Consider the following 17,131-nt stretch of genomic DNA (forward strand, 5'->3'; position numbering starts at 1 on the left):
GCGCCGGGTTCCAGACCGCGCTTAACGATTACGGCAAGGACTGTGTCTGCTCGCCGGGTAGCCCGTTGGAGGGGTGGTGTCCGGCGGTGCGGATGACCTTCTGCGACAACGCACCGCCGACAGCAAGTCCCGCCTGTCCGACGAGACGGGCCATCTGGCGGGGGTTCTTGAGGTAGTTGATGCTGCGGCAACGCCACCAGTAGTTAATCGACATGTTTTGGTCGATGCCGCAGACCGCGTGCCACCAGCAGCTGGGGATGAAGAGCATGTCACCGGGGCCCAGCTCGACGAGAGCACGCTTAGCGTCGGACCAGGCCGGGAACCGGGTCAGATCGGGGTTGGCGACGTCGACCTGCGAGATGTGGTTGCCAAGGTAGCCGAACGGAAAAGGGTAGACGCGGGCGATCTCCCGGGGCGGGCAGAGGACCACTTGTTTTCGGCCGCGGACTTGGGTGAGCAGATTGTTAGGGAGGTCGTAATGCAGCGGCGTGACGTTGTTGCCCGGGCCGATCCACAAATTGACGGCGGAGTACTTCTGCTCGTCCACGAAGGTCGGAAAACGAACATCGGGCCAGAGCTCGGGCAGGCTGGTCTTGATGGGTAACTGGACGGCGTAGAGCTGGCCATCGGAGAGATCACCGCCTGCAAGTAGCTCGACGTAGTCGGCCAGTTTCATCGACGGCGCCGTGACGACGATCGCCTTCTTCGGTTTCGCATGGAGGTGCCTGCCGTCGTCGTTGGCTTTGGAGGGTTGGATCGTGCGCGCGCCCACTTTCTCGGTGAGGTAGTCGTTGGTCCATCGCTCGCGCGCGGGCCAACCCTCTGTGGCACCGGAAACGACCACCGGGCGCTGCGGGAACAGGAAACGCTGCTCGAATTCCCGGCGGCTTGGACGCTCCACCCGCGGAACCTCGAATGTGCCTTTGACGTGGAACATGGTTGGCTCCTCCTGATGAGCAAACAGTAGCCAAGGCGGCCAGCGTTCCCTGCTGAGTCGTGGCGGTGCGGTCGGCGGGCACCCATCTCCTGGCCTGCGTGTCTTTAACCTGGGTGCGCGCTAATCAGCACTCGCGTAACACCGTATTAACAGCAATTGCCTACTGTTCGTCGTATGGATCGACAGAAGGAATTCGTCCTCCGCACGCTGGAGGAACGGGACATTCGCTTCGTCCGGCTCTGGTTCACGGACGTGCTGGGTTACCTCAAGTCGGTCGCCATCGCCCCGGCCGAACTCGAGGGCGCTTTCGAAGAGGGCATCGGCTTCGACGGATCCTCGATCGAGGGCTTCTCCCGCGTCTCGGAATCCGACACCGTCGCCAACCCGGACCCGTCGACCTTTCAAGTGCTGCCCTGGGCCTCGCCCGGCGGCCACCACCACTCGGCGCGGATGTTCTGCGACATCACCATGCCGGACGGCTCGCCGTCCTGGGCCGATCCCCGGCACGTGCTGCGCCGTCAGCTGCAGAAGGCCAACGACCTCGGTTTCTCCTGCTACGTGCACCCCGAAATTGAATTCTTCCTGCTCAAGCCCGGTCCCATCGACGGCACACCGCCCATCCCGGTCGACAACGCCGGCTACTTCGACCAGGCGATCCACGACTCCGCGTCCAACTTTCGCCGGCACGCCATCGAGGCGCTCGAATTCATGGGCATCTCGGTGGAGTTCAGCCATCACGAGGGAGCGCCCGGACAGCAGGAGATCGACCTGCGTTTCGCCGACGCGCTGTCGATGGCCGACAACGTGATGACGTTCCGGTACGTCATTAAAGAAGTCGCGATTGAAAATGGCGCGCGGGCGTCGTTCATGCCCAAGCCGTTCGGCGAACACCCGGGCTCGGCCATGCACACCCACATGAGCCTGTTCGAGGGCGACGTCAACGCCTTCCACAGTCCCGACGACCCGCTGCAGCTTTCCGATGTGGGCAAGTCGTTCATCGCCGGGATCCTGGAGCACGCCTCCGAGATTAGCGCGGTCACCAACCAATGGGTCAATTCCTACAAGCGCCTGGTGCACGGCGGCGAGGCGCCGACCGCGGCGTCCTGGGGTGCGGCCAACCGGTCCGCCCTGGTGCGGGTGCCGATGTACACCCCGCACAAGACGTCGTCGCGGCGCATCGAAGTCCGCAGCCCCGACTCGGCGTGCAACCCCTACCTGGCGTTCGCCGTGCTGCTGGCCGCCGGACTGCGCGGGGTGGAGAAAGGCTACGTGCTGGGGCCGCAGGCCGAGGACAACGTCTGGGATCTCACCCCCGAAGAGCGCCGCACGATGGGCTACCGCGAACTGCCCACCAGCCTCGACAGTGCGTTGCACGCCATGGAGGCCTCCGAGCTGGTCGCGGAAACGTTGGGGGAGCACGTGTTTGACTTCTTCCTGCGCAACAAGCGCACGGAGTGGGCGAACTACCGCAGTCACGTCACGCCCTACGAGCTGAGCACCTACCTGTCGCTCTGACGCGCGCGGGGTGCCGGCTGATCCAAGAGATCGGCCGGTTGCGCTACCGTTTGGTCGTGACTCGACCCACGACTGAGCGCCCGAAGCTGCCCAGCGTCGGGCGGCTCGGGTTGGTCGATCCCCCCGCGAGTCAGCGTCTGGGGCAACTGGGCTGGACGGCCCAGGATGACAAGGCGCACGTCGACCTGTTGTGGGCGTTGTCGCGGGCGCCCGATCCGGACGCCGCGCTGCGGGCGCTGGTTCGGCTCGCCGAGAACCCGGACACCGGATGGGACGAGCTCAACGCCGCGTTGCTCAACGAGCGCCCGTTGCGCGGGCGACTGTTCTCGGTGCTGGGTTCGTCGCTGACCCTTGGCGATCATCTGGTCGCCAACCCGAAGTCCTGGAAACTGCTGCGGGGCAAGGTCAAACTACCGACCCGCGACGAGCTGCACCAGGCATTCATCGACTGCGTGACCGACGCCTTGGCCGAGCCGAATTCGGTGGTGCCGCGGTTGGGCGCGCTGTACCGCGACCACCTGCTGGTGCTGGCGGCCCTCGACCTGGCCGCGACGGTCGAGGACGAGCCGGTGCTGCCGTTCGTCGAGGTCGGCGCCCAGCTCTCGGACATGGCCGACGCGGTGCTGGCGGCGTCGCTGCGGGCGGCCGAGGCCACCGTCTGCGGCGACCGGACGCCGCCGCGGCTGGCGGTCATCGCGATGGGCAAATGCGGTGCGCGCGAATTGAACTACGTCAGCGACGTCGACATCATCTTCGTCGCCGAGCAGGCCGACACGCTGTCGACTCGGGTGGCCACCGAGATGATGCGGGTGGCGTCGACGGCGTGCTTCCAAGTGGACGCCGGGCTGCGGCCGGAGGGCCGCAGCGGTGAGCTGGTCCGCACGGTCGAATCGCACGTCGCCTACTACAAGCGCTGGGCGAAAACCTGGGAGTTCCAGGCGTTGCTGAAAGCCCGCGCCGCCGTCGGCGACGCGGAACTCGGTAAGCGCTATCTCGACGAGCTGATGCCGATGGTCTGGATCGCCTGCGAGCGCGAGGACTTCGTGGGCGAAGTGCAGGCCATGCGGCGCCGGGTCGAGCAGCTGGTGCCCTCCGAGGTCCGTAACCGCGAACTCAAGCTCGGTAGTGGTGGATTGCGGGATGTGGAGTTCGCCGTGCAGCTGCTGCAGTTGGTGCACGGCCGCAGCGACGCGTCCCTGCACGTGGCGTCGACGGTCGATGCGCTGGCCGCCCTGGGTGCGGGCGGCTACGTCGGCCGGGAGGACGCCGCGAACCTCACTGCGTCGTATGAGTTTCTGCGATTGCTCGAGCACCGGCTGCAGCTGCAGCGACTCAAGCGCACCCATCTGTTGCCGGAGGCCGACGACGAGGAGGCGGTGCGCTGGCTGGCCCGCGCGGCCCACATCCGTCCGGACGGTCGCCACGATGCGGCCGGGGTGCTGCGCGAGGAGCTCAAGCACCAGAACGTGCGGGTGTCCCAGCTGCACGCCAAGCTCTTCTATCAGCCGCTGCTGGAGTCGATCGGGCCGCCCGGCCTGGAAATCTCGCACGGCATGACGCCGGAAGCCGCCGAGCGCCAGCTGGCTGCGCTGGGCTACGAGGGGCCACAGACCGCGCTGAACCACATGTCGGCGTTGGTCAACCAGAGCGGCCGTCGCGGGCGTGTGCAGTCGGTGCTGCTGCCCAGGCTGCTGAACTGGATGTCGTACACGCCGGATTCCGATGCCGGGTTGCTGGCCTACCGGCGCCTGTCCGAGGCGCTGGCGTCGGAGACCTGGTACCTGGCCACGCTGCGCGACAAGCCCGCGGTGGCTCGCCGGCTGATGAACGTGCTGGGGACATCCGCGTACGTTCCGGACCTATTGATGCGCGCCCCCAGGGTGATTCAGGACTACGGCGACGCGCCGGCCGGCCCGAAGCTGATCGAGACGGAGCCCGCCGTGGTGGCTCGCGGGCTGATCGCGTCGGCGGCCCGGCACCAGGACCCGGTGCGGGCCATCGCCGCCGCCCGCACGCTTCGCCGCCGCGAACTGGCCCGCATCGGGTCGGCGGACCTGCTCGGCATGCTCGAGGTCCGCGACGTGTGCAAGGCGCTCACGTCCGTGTGGGTGGCGGTGCTACAGGCGGCATTGGACGCGCTGACCCGGGCCAACCTACCCGAGGACGGCAAGGCGCCGGCGGTGATCTCGGTCATCGGGATGGGCCGGTTGGGCGGCGCCGAGCTGGGCTACGGTTCCGACGCCGACGTGATGTTCGTCTGCGAACCGGCCAGCGGCGTCGAGGATTCCGCCGCGGTCAAGTGGTCGACGACAATCGCCGAGCAGGTGCGCACTCTGCTGGGGACGCCGAGCGTCGACCCGCCTCTGGAGGTGGACGCGAACCTGCGACCCGAGGGCCGCAGCGGCGCGTTGGTCCGCACCCTGGGGTCGTACGCCGCCTACTACGAACAGTGGGCACAGCCGTGGGAGATCCAGGCGCTGCTGCGCGCACACGCGGTCGCCGGTGACGCGGAATTGGGACAGCGGTTCTTGCTGATGGCCGACACGACCCGGTACCCGGCCGACGGGGTGTCCGCCGAGGCGGTGCAGGAGATTCGCCGGATCAAAGCCCGCGTCGAGTCCGAACGGCTGCCGCGCGGCGCCGATCCCAAAACCCATACCAAGCTCGGTCGCGGGGGACTGGCCGACGTCGAGTGGACGGTGCAGCTGCTGCAACTGCAGCACGCGCACGAGATCCCGGCGCTGCACAACACCTCGACACTGGAATCGCTCGACGTGATCGCCGAGACCGGGCTGGCGCCCGAGGACGAGGTGGACCTGCTGCGCCAGGCCTGGCTGACCGCAACGCGAGCCCGCAACGCGCTGGTGCTGGTGCGGGGCAAGCCGACCGACCAGCTACCGGGTCCCGGACGTCAGCTCAATGCGGTCGCGGTCGCGGCGGGCTGGCACAACGACGACGGAAGTGAGTTCTTGGACAACTATCTGCGGGTAACGCGGCGTGCAAAAGCGGTGGTGCGCAAGGTGTTCGGGACTTGAGTCAGGGAGCAGGCGCGTTCGACGCGATGTTCGAGGTGCTCAGCGCCGCAGAAGCTGATCGAGTGACGGGGCTCTACGCTCCGTTGGCCGACGCGGTTCGCGAACTCATCGACGCCACCATCCGGACCGAGGCCGACGACGAGATCGTCCACCAGGCGCGTGCCCAGATCGAGGCGGTCACTGCGCAGCTGCGTCAACGGATCCGGCCGGTCGGAGTCACCTTTCGGCTCGGCGATCGTCCGCTGCCGTTGGGTAACGCCGCGATCGGGTTGTGCAATCCGATCGCCCCGCCGGTCGTCGTCCACCACGACGGTGACGGGCGCTGCTGCAGTGAGTTCGTGCTCGGCTCGGCCTACGAGGGCCCGCCCGGCCGGGTGCACGGCGGCGTCAGCGCGCTGGTCCTCGACCACATGCTCGGCGAGGCGGCCAGCGAGGGACTGTCCAGGGCCCGTTTCACCGGAGCTATCACCGTGAAGTACCTGCGCGGCACTCCGTTGGGCCCGCTTCGTTGCGACGCCTGGATCGACCGCACCGAAGGCGCGAAAGCCTTTGCTAAGGGCAGCATTTCGGATGCGGAAGGGGTGACCGTGGAGGCAGAGGGCGTCTTCATCGAACCGGCGTGGGCGCGAGATATCCGATGAAGTTCTACATCAGCAGCGCGTTCCTCAACACCCGGGAGATCATCGAGATCGCCAAGGCCGCAGACGAACTCGGCTACGACGGCATCGGTATACCCGATCATGTGGTGAACCTGGAGACTCTCGACACGCCGTACCCGTACACCAAAGACGGGGCACGCCGCTGGCAGCCTTTCACCGACTGGCCCGACCCCTGGGTGCTGGCCGGTGCCCTGGCCCAGGTCACCAGCCGGCTGCGGTTCGTCACCACGGTCTACATTCCCGCGATGCGCAACCCCTACTCGGCAGCCAAAGCCATTGGCACCGCGGCGGTTTTGGCGTCCGGACGCATCGAGCTCGGCGTCGGCGTCGGCTGGTGCCGCGAGGAATTCGCGCTGATGACCGAACAGTTCGACGCTCGCGGCAAGCGCACCGACGAGATGATCGAGCTGATGCGGGCACTGTGGGCGCCGGGCTGGACGGAGTTCGACGGCGAGTTCTACCAGACGCCGCGGCTGGAGATGCAGCCGACGCCGCCGCCGATTCCCGTCTACGTCGGTGGGCTCAGCGATGCCGCGTTGCGCCGCGCCGCTCGGAACGACGGCTGGATCGGCGACCTGATCAAGACCGAACACGCCATCGAGGCGGTGGGCAAGCTGCGCGAGCTGCGCGCTCAAAAGGGTTTGACCATGGACGATTTCACCATCCTGACGCCGCTGACCGATGCCTTCACCACCGCCGACTATCGGCGTGCCGCGGATGCCGGTATCACGGGCATCATCACGATGCCGTGGATGTTCTACTCCGGACCCGATGCGACGCTGGACGACAAGATCGACGGCATGCAGCGCTTCCGTAAGGATCTCGCGCTAGACGGGTAGACGGGTCGCGGCCATACTCGAACGCATGCCCTTCACGGTTGTGTTCAGCAACGGCGAACCGCGCGACTACGGCGCATTCGACAAGTACCAAGTCACGGATGCGGGCGTGTTGATCATCGACATGCATCGCGAGGACGTCAACCGGCACTACATCGCTCCCGGCAGTTGGCTGGAGGTTGTCGATATGGCCGACGCGCAGCCCGCCGGCGCCTCACGGGGGATTCTGGCCGTTAGACCCGTTCGCTAGATCCGCCCGAAGATCGTCAACAGGGGCGCGGTACCGAAGCCCCCGCCTGCACGCCGCATCACTAATCGGTATAGTCATACCGTATCGGAATACCGGTAATGAGTGAGAGGGATCGGGCGATGGAATCGTGGCGAAACAATCTTTCCGAACTACGGGGCCTGCTGCGGGGGCCTGTCTTCACGCCTGACGACGCGGGATACGACCGCGAGGTAGCGGTGTTCAATATGGCGGTGCGGCACCGGCCCGCGCTCGTGGTCGGCGCTACCGGCGCTGCGGACGTATCCGAAGCGGTCAGGTTCGCGGCACGCAACGGCCTCAATGTCGCCGTCCTTAACACCGGTCACGGACCGACCGTGGGCGCCGAGGCCGACACGTTGATGATCACGATGAGACGCATGTCGGGAATCACTATCGATGCCGAAAGATATTGGGCGCGAGTCGATGCCCGAGTTCGTTTCGGACAGTTGGTCGATTCTGCCGCACTGTACGGGCTGGCTCCGCTGCCCGGTTCCTCGTCAGGGGTGGGCGTCGTCGGCTACACGCTGGCCGGCGGGGCGAGTTCGACGATGGGGCGCAAGTACGGCTGGGCGGCCGATCATGTCACTGCCATGGATGTGCTGACTGCAGACGGCGAATTACGTTGTGTGTCACCAGAATCTGAATCCGATCTGTTCGGCGCGTTACTGGGTGGCAAAAGCAACTTTGGGGTTGTCGTCGCGATGGAGTTCACACTCTTTCCGGTGACCCAGCTGTATGCCGGAGCGCTCTTTTACTCCGGGCAGTACACGCGGCAGGTGCTGCAGGCTTACCGAGAACTCACCGCGTCGGCGCCCGACGAGCTGACGACTGGATTCGCGCTGCTGAATCTTCCTCCGTTACCCAGCCCGCCGCCATTTATGCAGGGGCAGTTGACCGTATCGGTACGAGTCTCCTATGTCGGTGACGCACACACCGGCTCGGCTCTGATCGACCCACTGCGCCAGGCGGCCCCCGCGCTGGGCGATGCTGTAACCAGCATGCCGTACACCCAGTTCGCCAGCATCAGCAACGACCCGACCGATCCCGCCCCGCCGTCGAGCATTTCGGGCTGCTTCGAGAACTGACCGATGACACGATCAACTCGATCGTCGACACGGTCGGCCCCAATTCCGGTAGCACGATCAATATCGTCGATATCCGGCATCTACAAGGAGCTTTCAGCGAGCCGGCGCCATTCCCCAACGCAATCGGCGCCCGCGACGCGGCGTTCGCCATGTTCGGCCTGACCGTGGTGCCGCCCGGACAAGAAGTGGCGGACTATCGCGACTCGGGCCGTGAACTCCTTGGGGCACTGCGTCCTTGGCTGCACGACATGACCAACCCAAGCTTCGTGGGCCCAGCCGACACGCTCGACGATCGCGTCAAGCGGGTCTATGAGCCCGCGGTTTACGACACATTGCAAACGGTCAAGGAGCGCTACGACCCGCACAACAGGTTCCGGCTCAACCACAACATCCCGCCGCGTTTCGCCGCGTAGGGCCGAGGGTGAGTGGCTTGATCGGTATCGGTTTTTTCGTACCATATCGAAATGGCCGTTGAACGTCGAACCCGACGAGCCGGTGGTGCACGCCGCACCGCGGCGGTCGAGGCGGCCGCCGCGGTGCTGGCGGAGCGGGGGTACGAGAACGCCCGCTTCGCCGATGTCGCGCAAGCAAGCGGCACGGCGATCAGCACGCTGCAGAACTACTTCGGCTCGCGCGAGGACATGCTGATCGAGGCGATGCGATACACCACCGAGGCCGAGGTGAACGCCTTCGAGACGGTGGCCGATGCCGAGAGCGACCCATGGAATCGTCTGGTAGCCATGATCGACCGGAACCTGAACACCCCGGTTCGTAATCACCAGTTGCTGCTCGAGTTCTGGCGCTCGGGCATCCGCGATCCGGAGTTGCGCGATTACGGCGAAGAGGGCTGGGCCCGCTACCGGGCGCCGTTCGTGCGGACCGTGATCGAGGGTCGCGACGCCGGTGTCTTTGCGCCGGTGGTCGCGCCCGAGGACGCCGTCGATCTGCTGTTTGCCACGCTCGTCGGCGCCATGATTCCGCGGGCGTTGCGCTTTCCCAGCCCGTCGGCCGACCGCTTCCGGACCGCGTTGCTGCGGCAGCTCGCGGCAACGCTCGGGCGCCCCGGGTACGAGTAGGCCGCGGGTCCGGTCCGCTCCAAGGCAACGGCTCCGGCCCCGGTAGTGGGGCTTTCGCTAGTTCGTGGCGTTCGATTGGACGGCGTCGACCAGGGCGGTGGCGGCGAGGTGCCCTAGGTTGTTCGACGCCAGGGGGCTGTCACCGGTGAGCAGCTTGCGGTCCTGATGGACTTTGCCGGTCATGTCGTCGTTGACGACGGTCAACCCCTGCTTGCGGAGTGTGTCGGCGACCAGCCACTGCATATGCCCTGGGAGGTAACCGATGTCGACGTTGAATCCCTCGTCCAACGCATCGGGGAACACGCAGAGCGAGTATCCCTTGAACGGTGACTCTGTTTTCGCCCCGGCTAACGGACAGCAATGCCGCGGGACCGTGACACGAAACCACCCGCGCGGAAATCCGTGCGGGTGGTTTCGTCTGCTGTGCGTTTACACGTCGTAGTACAGCGCGAACTCGTACGGGTGCGGCCGAACCTGAACCGGCAGGATCTCGTTTTCGCGCTTGAAGCTGATCCACGTCTCGATCAAGTCGGGCGTGAAAACGCCTCCCTCAGTGAGGTATTCGTGGTCCTCTTCCAGGCGGTCGATCACCGCGGACAGCTGAACCGGCGCCTGCGGGATGTTGGCGGCCTCTTCGGGCGGCAGCTCGTAGAGGTCCTTGTCGACCGGCGCCTGCGGCTCGATCTTGTTCTTGATCCCGTCCAGCCCGGCCATCAGCATGGCCGCGAACGCCAGGTACGGGTTGCCCGACGAGTCGGGGCAACGGAATTCGAGCCGCTTGGCCTTCGGGTTGCTGCCGGTGATCGGGATACGCACACACGCCGAGCGGTTGCGCTGGCTGTAGACCAGGTTGATCGGGGCCTCGAAGCCGGGCACCAGGCGCTTGTACGAGTTGACCGTCGGGTTGGTGAACGCCAGCAGCGACGGCGCGTGGTGCAGCAGGCCGCCGATGTAGTGGCGGGCGGTGTCCGACAGGCCGGCGTACCCGGTCTCGTCGTACATCAACGGGTTGCCGTCTTTCCACAGCGACTGGTGGGTGTGCATGCCGGAGCCGTTGTCGCCGAACAGCGGCTTGGGCATGAACGTGACGGTTTTGCCCGCCTGCCACGCGGTGTTCTTGACGATGTACTTGTACAGCTGCATGTCGTCGGCCGCGTGCAGCAGGGTGTTGAACTTGTAGTTGATCTCGGCCTGACCACCGGTGCCCACCTCGTGGTGGCCCTTCTCCAGGCTGAAGCCGGCCTTGATCAGGTTCTGCAGCATCCTGCTGCGCAGGTCGACGTAATGGTCGACCGGCGCGACCGGGAAGTAGCCACCCTTGGGGCGCACCTTGTAACCGCGGTTGGGGCTGCCGTCCTCTTCGGTGGGCGAGCCGGTGTTCCACCAACCCGAGATCGCGTCGACCTCGTAGAACGAGCCGTTGGTGCGCGAGTCGAAGCTCACCGAGTCGAAGATGTAGAACTCGGCCTCGGCACCGAAGTAGGCGGTGTCAGCGACGCCGGTGCTCTTCAGGTAGTTCTCCGCCTTGCGCGCGACGTTGCGCGGGTCGCGTGAGTACGCCTCGAGGGTGAAGGGGTCGTGCACGAAGAAGTTGAGGTTCAGCGTCTTGGCTTCAGTGAACAGGTCGATCTGCGCGGTCGCCGGGTCCGGCAGCAGCAACATGTCCGACTCGTGGATCGACTGGAAACCGCGAATCGACGAGCCGTCGAACGCCAAGCCATCGTCGAAAACGCTTTGGTCGAAGAACGAAATCGGGATCGTGAAGTGTTGCATGATGCCGGGCAGGTCACAGAACCGCACATCGACAAATTCGACGTTTTCGTCCTTGGCGAGCTTGAAGACGTCGTCGGGCGTCTTTTCCGTCACTGAAAGCTCCTTTGCTTGATAATCCGCGGCCTGACGCTATGGAGATGATGTTGCCCGCTCATCAACCCCGTGTTGCGCGGAGGTTACTTGACCACGCGTCCCACAATTCGAGGTGGTGCATCGGCGGGTTCTATTGTGAGACCCATGGACCGCAAAATCGTATCTGGTCGGCCCTGCGGGCGCAGCAGCCTGTCCCGGCCTTTTGCCGCGACGAACTGATGTCGGATTCGCGCCCGGCATACCCCGGCGAGACGCTCGGCTTGCCGCAGAGCGGCCCCGGATCGTTGGCGTCGATGGGACGCCGGCTGGCGGCATTGGCGATCGACTGGCTGATTGCCTACGGTCTGGCGGCACTGGCCATGGCGTTCGGCATGTTCTCCGAACGAATGCTGTCGACGGCGGTGTTGGTGATCTGGTTTCTGCTCGGCGTTGTGGCGGTGCGGCTGTACGGATTCACGCCCGGTCAGCTGGCGCTCGGCGTGCGGGTGGTCGCGCTGGACGGACGGCTCGGCGTGGGCCGCGTGGCGGCGCGCGGGCTGCTGGTCGCCCTGGTGGTCCCGGCGTTATTCAGCGACTGGGACGGGCGGGGGATTCAGGACCGGGTGACCAACACCGCGGTGGTACGCCGCTGAATCTGATGGCGTCGACCCGCCGCGCCCGGCTTCGCCGCGCTTACGATCGCCGCTGATTACTTGCGGCGCACGGTGCGCTGCACGCCGCGCATCTTGCCGGCGTTGGGCATCGGCCCCTTGGGCATGACGGCGGCACCGGCCCGCGACCCCAGCGCGGCCAACCGCGACTCCAGCGTGTCCATCTGCTTGACGCTGATGTTGGCCGGAAGCCGGGTCAGATGCCGCTCCAGCTTGGACAGCGGAATTTCGCCGTCACCGTTGCCGACGACGATGTCGTAGATCGGTATGTCGCCGACCAGCCGCGCGGTGCGCTTCTTCTCTTGGGCCAGAAGCGGTTTGACGCGGGTCGTCGATCCCTCTCCGACGAAGATGACGCCCGGTCGGCCGATCACCCGATGCACCGCGTCGAAGTGGCCGGTGGCCGCGACCCCCGGCGTCACCCGCCACTTGCCGCGCAGGTTGTCCAGCACCCAGGCCGCCGCGCCGGTCTGCCCCTCGGCCTGGCGGTAGATCGATTTCTGGGCCCGCCGGCCGAAGATGATGAACGCCACCAGCGCGCCCAGCATCACGCCGAGCGGGATCAGGGTGAACATCGTGAACCCACCAACCAGCACGCCCACCGTCACGGAGACCGCCACGATCAGGACGAAGGCACCGATCATGTACGGGAGCAGGCGCTTGTCCTGTTTGCGCTGAACATTGAACGCCTGCCACAGCTGGCCGCGGCGCTCCTTGGCCGCCGCCTTGCGTTCGGATGCCGCCGCTGCCCGGGCGGCCTTGTTCTCGGCGGTACTGCGGGGTTTAGCCATAATCACCAAGGATACGAGGCGGCCGCCCCAATTACCCCAGGGCGTCCGAAGCGCGGCTGCGTACGACCTGCTCGTAGAGCCGCCCGGCCCGATACGACGAGCGCACCAACGGCCCGGCCAGCACGCCCGCGAAGCCCAGACCCTCGGCGTACTGCGCGAACTCGTCGAACTCCTCGGGCTTCACCCAGCGCTGCACCGGGTGGTGGCGCGCCGACGGGCGCAGGTACTGGGTGATGGTGACGATGTCGCAGCCGGCGTCGTGCAGGTCGGCCAGGGCGGTGCGCACCTCGTCGGTGGTCTCGCCCATGCCGAGGATCAGGTTGCTCTTGGTGACCAGCTCGGCCTCGCGCGCCGCGGTGAGCACCCCCAGGCTGCGTTGGTAGGTGAACGCGGGCCGGATTCGCTTGAAGATGCGCGGCACCGTTTCGACGTTGTGCGCCAACACTTCCGGGCGCGATTCGAAAACCTCCGCGAGCCGGGCCGGCTCGCCGTTGAAATCGGGGACCAGCAGCTCGACACCGGTCGACGGGTTGAGTTCCTTGATGGCGCGCACGGTTTCGGCGTACAGCCACGCCCCGCCGTCGGGCAGGTCGTCGCGGGCGACGCCGGTGACGGTGGCGTACCGCAACCCCATCGTCTGCACGCTCTCGGCGACCCGCCGGGGCTCGTCGCGGTCCAGCTCGGCGGGCTTACCGGTGCCGATCTGGCAGAAGTCGCAGCGGCGGGTGCACTGGTCGCCGCCGATCAGGAAAGTGGCTTCCCGGTCTTCCCAGCACTCGAAGATGTTGGGGCAGCCGGCCTCTTCGCAGACGGTGTGCAGACCCTCGCGCTTGACCAGGCTTTTGAGCTCGGTGTACTCCGGTCCCATCCGGACCCGTGTCTTGATCCAGGGTGGCTTGCGCTCGATCGGGGTCTGCGCGTTGCGCACTTCCAGCCGCAGCAATTTGCGGCCTTCGGGAGCGACAGTCACATCGCTGATGCTACGCGGGTGGTGTCGTGTGCCCCCACCGGTAAGACGCCGTCGAGGGCGTCGCACACGGCCGCCGCGACAGCCGGGCGGACCTCGTCGACGGTAACGGTGCGCCCGAGTTCGGCGGACAACGACGTCACCCCGGCGTCGGTGATGCCGCACGGCACGATCGCGGCGTAGGCGCCCAGGTCGCAGTCGCAGTTGAGCGCGAACCCGTGCAGCGCGGTCGCCCGGGAGACCCGGACGCCGATCGCGGCGATCTTGCGGGCGGGCCGCCCGGGCAGCCACACGCCGGAGCGGCCGTCGACCCGGCCCGCGTCCAGGCCCACATCGCGGCACACCTTGATCAGCGATTCCTCAAGGCGCCGAACGTAATTCACCACATCGAGGGGTTCGGCTAGCCCGATGATGGGGTAGCCGACCAATTGCCCCGGGCCGTGCCAGGTGATCTTGCCACCGCGGTCGGTGTCGACGACAGGCGTACCGTCCGCGGGTCGCTCGTGCGGCTCGGTGCGCCGTCCGGCGGTGTAGACAGCGGGGTGCTCGAGCAGCAGCAGGGTGTCGCTGCCGCCGGCGACACGGGCGTCGGCCAGGTCGCGCTGCAGCTGCCAGGCGGTGCGATATTCGACCGTCCGCAGTTGACGGACGTCGATCGCGGCGGTCTGCGACCGGATAGAGCTCATGACCGCGAGATTACTCGGGTGCTGCCCAGCGGCCCGATCGGCCGGATAGGGATGCGTCTATATGCCCGCCTTTGAGCGACAATCGCCATCAGTGCACACTCGTGAAATCCCTTGTGTCACTTATGTTTCAGTGGTCTCGCGGCGAAGGTTTCTGTCGGTGGCCGGGTCTAGTTTCGGGGTATGAGTTCGATTGTCATCGCCGACGCGCCAGCTTTCACGGCGGCTTTTGATGTGGTCGACACAGTGCTGAAATCCATCGTCGAAGGCAACACGGCGATGTTGTGCACCGAAGAGCGACTCGAGGCTTTGCGACGCTACGAAAACGTGCGACGTACTCTCTCCGCCGGCGAACACCCGTTGATCAATGAATTGCAGCAGGAGGCCACGCCGGCGGAGTTGGGCGGCAAACTGTCGCATGCGATCGCCGACGCGACTTTAATCAGCCGCGCCGACGCCGGCAGGCGGGTCCGCGAAGCCGCCGACCTCGGTGAGCGGCGCGCTTTGACCGGTGAACCGTTGCCACCGGTGTTGGCCGCGACTGCTACCGCGCAGCGAGCCGGAAAGCTGGGTCGTGAGCATGTGGCGGTGATTCGGCGCTTCTACCATCAGCTCCCGGGCTGGATCGACATCGAGACCCGCACCGCCGCCGAAGCCGACCTCGCCCGACTAGCCACCCAATACCGCCCCGACCAGCTGACCGGGTTCGCCGAACACATCGCCGATCTGCTCAACCCCGACGGCAACTACAGCGACGACGACCGGGCACATCGCCGCGGCCTCACCCTGGGCAACCAGCAAGCCGACGGCATGTCCGCACTCAGCGGCTGGTTGACCCCGGAACTGCGCGCGACTGTGGAGGCGGTGTTGGCGAAGCTCGCCGCGCCGGGCATGTGCAATCCCGCCGACGAGACTCCGTGCGTGGATGGTGCGCCTTCCCAGGACGCCATTGATCACGATCCCCGTAGCGCCGCGCAGCGCAATCACGACGCCCTCAATGCCGCGCTACGTGCGCTCTTAGCGTCGGGGGAGTTGGGTCAGCACAACGGACTACCGGCGTCGATCATCGTGTCCACCACCCTGGCCGAACTGGAAGCCGTCGCCGGAAATGGCATCACCGGCGGCGGGACGAGACTGCCCATCTCCGACGTCATTCGCCTGGCCCGCCACGCCCACCATTACCTCGCCGTGTTCGACAACGCCAAACCCGTGGCTCTTTATCACTCCAAACGCCTGGCTTCAGCGGGGCAACGAATCGTGTTGTACGCCAAGGATCGTGGCTGCAGCGCACCCGGCTGCGACGTCGGCGGCTACTACTGCGAAGTCCACCACGTCACCGACTACTCCGTCTGCCACACCACCGGCATCGACAACCTCACCATGGCCTGCGGAACCCACCACCGGCATCGACAACCTCACCATGGCCTGCGGAACCCACCACCGGCTCCTACAACCGAGCGGCTGGACCACCCGAAAACGCGCCAATGGCGACACCGAATGGATCCCGCCACCCCACCTCGATAGCGGCCAACCCCGCACGAACGCCTACCACGACCCCCACAAACTCCTACGCAACTAAGACGACCAGGCGACGTAGGGATCAACTTCCGGGCGCGGCGGGCCGCTGGCATGCCTACCGCTACGCGAACAGCTGGGGATTTGCCGCGACGTACTGCTCGACGCTCAGTGCGGGCTGGCCGGTGATGCGCTCGACGTCGTCGGTGGCGCGTGCATTGTCGTGGTGCACCATCGCGCGCACCTGTGCTCCCCGGGAGCGCAACTCCTCGACCACGGATCGGCTGACGCTGCCGATACCCCCACCCGCCCCGGTAATCAGGTACATGTTCAGTCCTGGTCGCGCTGAGCCGTGGCGTAGGCCAGCGCTTCGCCAATGGTGTTGTGGTGGAACTGGAAACCGGCGCGCTCCAGCGCCGACGGGATGGCGCGCTGGCCCGTCAGCAGCCCCTCGTCGGCGAATTCTCCGAGTGCGGCCCGTATCGCGAAGGCCGGCAGCATCATCGGGGTCGGACGGTTGACCGCGCTGCCGAAGGCGGTGGTGAACTCGGCGTTGGTGACGGGCGCGGGCCCGGTCATGTTCACCGGGCCGGACAGCGACGGGTGTGAAATCGCGAACAACAAGGCCCGTACCTCGTCCTCGAGGCTGATCCACGACATGTACTGACGACCGCTGCCCAGCCGGGCGCCCAGACCCACCGCGAACAGCGGGCGCATCCGGCGCAGGGCACCGCCCGCCGCGGCGATCACCAGGCCGGTGCGGGCCAGCACCACGCGGGCACCGCGGTATTGGGCCGGCAGCGTCGCGGCCTCCCAGTCTTCGCAGAGCCGGGCGAGGAAACCCGTTCCCGCCCGGTCGTTTTCGTCGACCACGCGGTCTTTGGTGTTGCCGTAGTAGCCCACGGCGCTGGCGTTGATCAGGGTCTCGACGCCGGCGTCGGCGATCGCGGTGGCCAGCACCTCGGTCGGAGTGATGCGGCTGTCGCGCAGGCTCTGCTTGAACGCGCCCGACCACCGGCGCCGCCCGACGTTGACGCCGCACAGGTTGACGACGGCGTCGACCTCGGTGAGTGCGTCGGGATCAAAATCCCCACTCTCCGGATTCCAGTGCAGCTCATCGGGATTCGACGGGGTGCGGCGCACGATGCGCAATACCCGATGGTCGGCGGCGCGCAGAGCCGCAGCCAAGGCGGAGCCGATCAGGCCGGAGGAACCCGCAATCGCGACGACGGGCTTGGCCAATTCGCT

Annotated in this window: 16 protein-coding genes and 2 pseudogenes; 10 read left to right on the forward strand and 8 right to left on the reverse strand. The window is 66.5% G+C overall.

From position 1 onward, the window contains the following. Positions 1-28: 28 nt before the first annotated feature. Complete coding sequence (locus G6N54_RS00770; protein ID WP_163788119.1) at positions 29-937, reverse strand: cupin-like domain-containing protein; 909 nt, start codon at positions 935-937, stop codon at positions 29-31. Between the two features lie 174 nt (positions 938-1,111). Here G6N54_RS00770 and glnA (G6N54_RS00775) point away from each other — a divergent pair, with 174 nt between their 5' ends. The 8 genes from glnA (G6N54_RS00775) (at position 1,112) to G6N54_RS00810 (ending at position 9,411) form a co-directional block, all read left to right on the forward strand. Beyond that, positions 1,112-2,452 carry a type I glutamate--ammonia ligase gene (gene glnA, locus G6N54_RS00775; RefSeq protein WP_163788120.1) on the forward strand — a complete coding sequence of 447 codons (1,341 nt, stop codon included), beginning with the start codon at positions 1,112-1,114 and terminating at the stop codon, positions 2,450-2,452. Positions 2,453-2,502: 50 nt separating this feature from the next. Further along, on the forward strand, positions 2,503-5,487 hold the full coding sequence (locus G6N54_RS00780) for a bifunctional [glutamine synthetase] adenylyltransferase/[glutamine synthetase]-adenylyl-L-tyrosine phosphorylase (RefSeq protein ID WP_163794362.1): 2,985 nt from the start codon (positions 2,503-2,505) through the stop codon (positions 5,485-5,487). Next, on the forward strand, positions 5,484-6,128 hold the full coding sequence (locus G6N54_RS00785; protein WP_163788121.1) for a PaaI family thioesterase: 645 nt from the start codon (positions 5,484-5,486) through the stop codon (positions 6,126-6,128). The genes G6N54_RS00780 and G6N54_RS00785 overlap by 4 nt, the downstream gene beginning before the upstream one ends. Beyond that, complete coding sequence (locus G6N54_RS00790; RefSeq protein ID WP_163794364.1) at positions 6,125-6,985, forward strand: TIGR03619 family F420-dependent LLM class oxidoreductase; 861 nt, start codon at positions 6,125-6,127, stop codon at positions 6,983-6,985. The genes G6N54_RS00785 and G6N54_RS00790 overlap by 4 nt, the downstream gene beginning before the upstream one ends. Before the next feature lie 25 nt (positions 6,986-7,010). Further along, positions 7,011-7,232 carry a hypothetical protein gene (locus tag G6N54_RS00795; RefSeq protein WP_163788122.1) on the forward strand — a complete coding sequence of 74 codons (222 nt, stop codon included), beginning with the start codon at positions 7,011-7,013 and terminating at the stop codon, positions 7,230-7,232. Positions 7,233-7,351: 119 nt separating this feature from the next. Next, the gene (locus G6N54_RS00800) at positions 7,352-8,335 is read left to right on the forward strand and encodes an FAD-binding oxidoreductase (protein WP_163788123.1); all 984 of its coding nucleotides are present in this window, start codon (positions 7,352-7,354) and stop codon (positions 8,333-8,335) included. 149 nt (positions 8,336-8,484) lie between these two features. After that, a complete protein-coding gene (locus tag G6N54_RS00805) occupies positions 8,485-8,748 on the forward strand; it encodes a BBE domain-containing protein (protein ID WP_163788124.1) in 264 nt (87 codons plus the stop codon). A gap of 51 nt (positions 8,749-8,799) precedes the next feature. Next, on the forward strand, positions 8,800-9,411 hold the full coding sequence (locus G6N54_RS00810) for a TetR/AcrR family transcriptional regulator (RefSeq protein WP_163788125.1): 612 nt from the start codon (positions 8,800-8,802) through the stop codon (positions 9,409-9,411). Positions 9,412-9,468: 57 nt separating this feature from the next. Here the strand turns inward: G6N54_RS00810 and G6N54_RS00815 are convergent. Together G6N54_RS00815 and glnA (G6N54_RS00820) are read right to left on the reverse strand one after the other, a co-directional pair. After that, positions 9,469-9,799, reverse strand: a pseudogene (locus G6N54_RS00815) (glyoxalase III HchA); the annotation flags it as partial. A gap of 41 nt (positions 9,800-9,840) precedes the next feature. Beyond that, a complete protein-coding gene (gene glnA / locus G6N54_RS00820; RefSeq protein WP_163788126.1) occupies positions 9,841-11,277 on the reverse strand; it encodes a type I glutamate--ammonia ligase in 1,437 nt (478 codons plus the stop codon). A 218-nt stretch (positions 11,278-11,495) separates the two neighbouring features. Here glnA (G6N54_RS00820) and G6N54_RS00825 point away from each other — a divergent pair, with 218 nt between their 5' ends. Continuing rightward, a complete protein-coding gene (locus G6N54_RS00825; RefSeq protein ID WP_372513270.1) occupies positions 11,496-11,909 on the forward strand; it encodes an RDD family protein in 414 nt (137 codons plus the stop codon). A 56-nt stretch (positions 11,910-11,965) separates the two neighbouring features. On the opposite strand, the gene G6N54_RS00830 is transcribed toward G6N54_RS00825, so the two are convergent. The 3 genes from G6N54_RS00830 to lipB are packed head-to-tail and all read right to left on the reverse strand — an operon-like array spanning position 11,966 to position 14,371. Beyond that, positions 11,966-12,718, reverse strand: a complete 753-nt coding sequence (locus G6N54_RS00830) for a DUF4191 domain-containing protein (protein ID WP_163788127.1) — start codon at positions 12,716-12,718, stop codon at positions 11,966-11,968. Positions 12,719-12,749: 31 nt separating this feature from the next. After that, complete coding sequence (gene lipA, locus G6N54_RS00835) at positions 12,750-13,688, reverse strand: lipoyl synthase (RefSeq protein ID WP_163788128.1); 939 nt, start codon at positions 13,686-13,688, stop codon at positions 12,750-12,752. Beyond that, a complete protein-coding gene (gene lipB / locus G6N54_RS00840) occupies positions 13,685-14,371 on the reverse strand; it encodes a lipoyl(octanoyl) transferase LipB (protein ID WP_163788129.1) in 687 nt (228 codons plus the stop codon). Before lipB ends, lipA begins: the two co-directional genes overlap by 4 nt. A 180-nt stretch (positions 14,372-14,551) precedes the next feature. Here lipB and G6N54_RS00845 point away from each other — a divergent pair. Next, positions 14,552-15,947: pseudogene (locus G6N54_RS00845) on the forward strand (HNH endonuclease signature motif containing protein). A 60-nt stretch (positions 15,948-16,007) separates the two neighbouring features. Here the strand turns inward: G6N54_RS00845 and G6N54_RS29640 are convergent. Further along, entirely contained in the window at positions 16,008-16,211 is a 204-nt protein-coding gene (locus G6N54_RS29640; RefSeq protein ID WP_179969139.1) for a hypothetical protein, read from the reverse strand. A 2-nt stretch (positions 16,212-16,213) separates the two neighbouring features. Continuing rightward, complete coding sequence (locus G6N54_RS00855; protein ID WP_163788130.1) at positions 16,214-17,125, reverse strand: TIGR01777 family oxidoreductase; 912 nt, start codon at positions 17,123-17,125, stop codon at positions 16,214-16,216. Positions 17,126-17,131: the final 6 nt, after the last annotated feature.

The sequence above is a fragment of the Mycobacterium stomatepiae genome (genome assembly GCF_010731715.1).
Lineage (GTDB): Bacteria > Actinomycetota > Actinomycetes > Mycobacteriales > Mycobacteriaceae > Mycobacterium > Mycobacterium stomatepiae.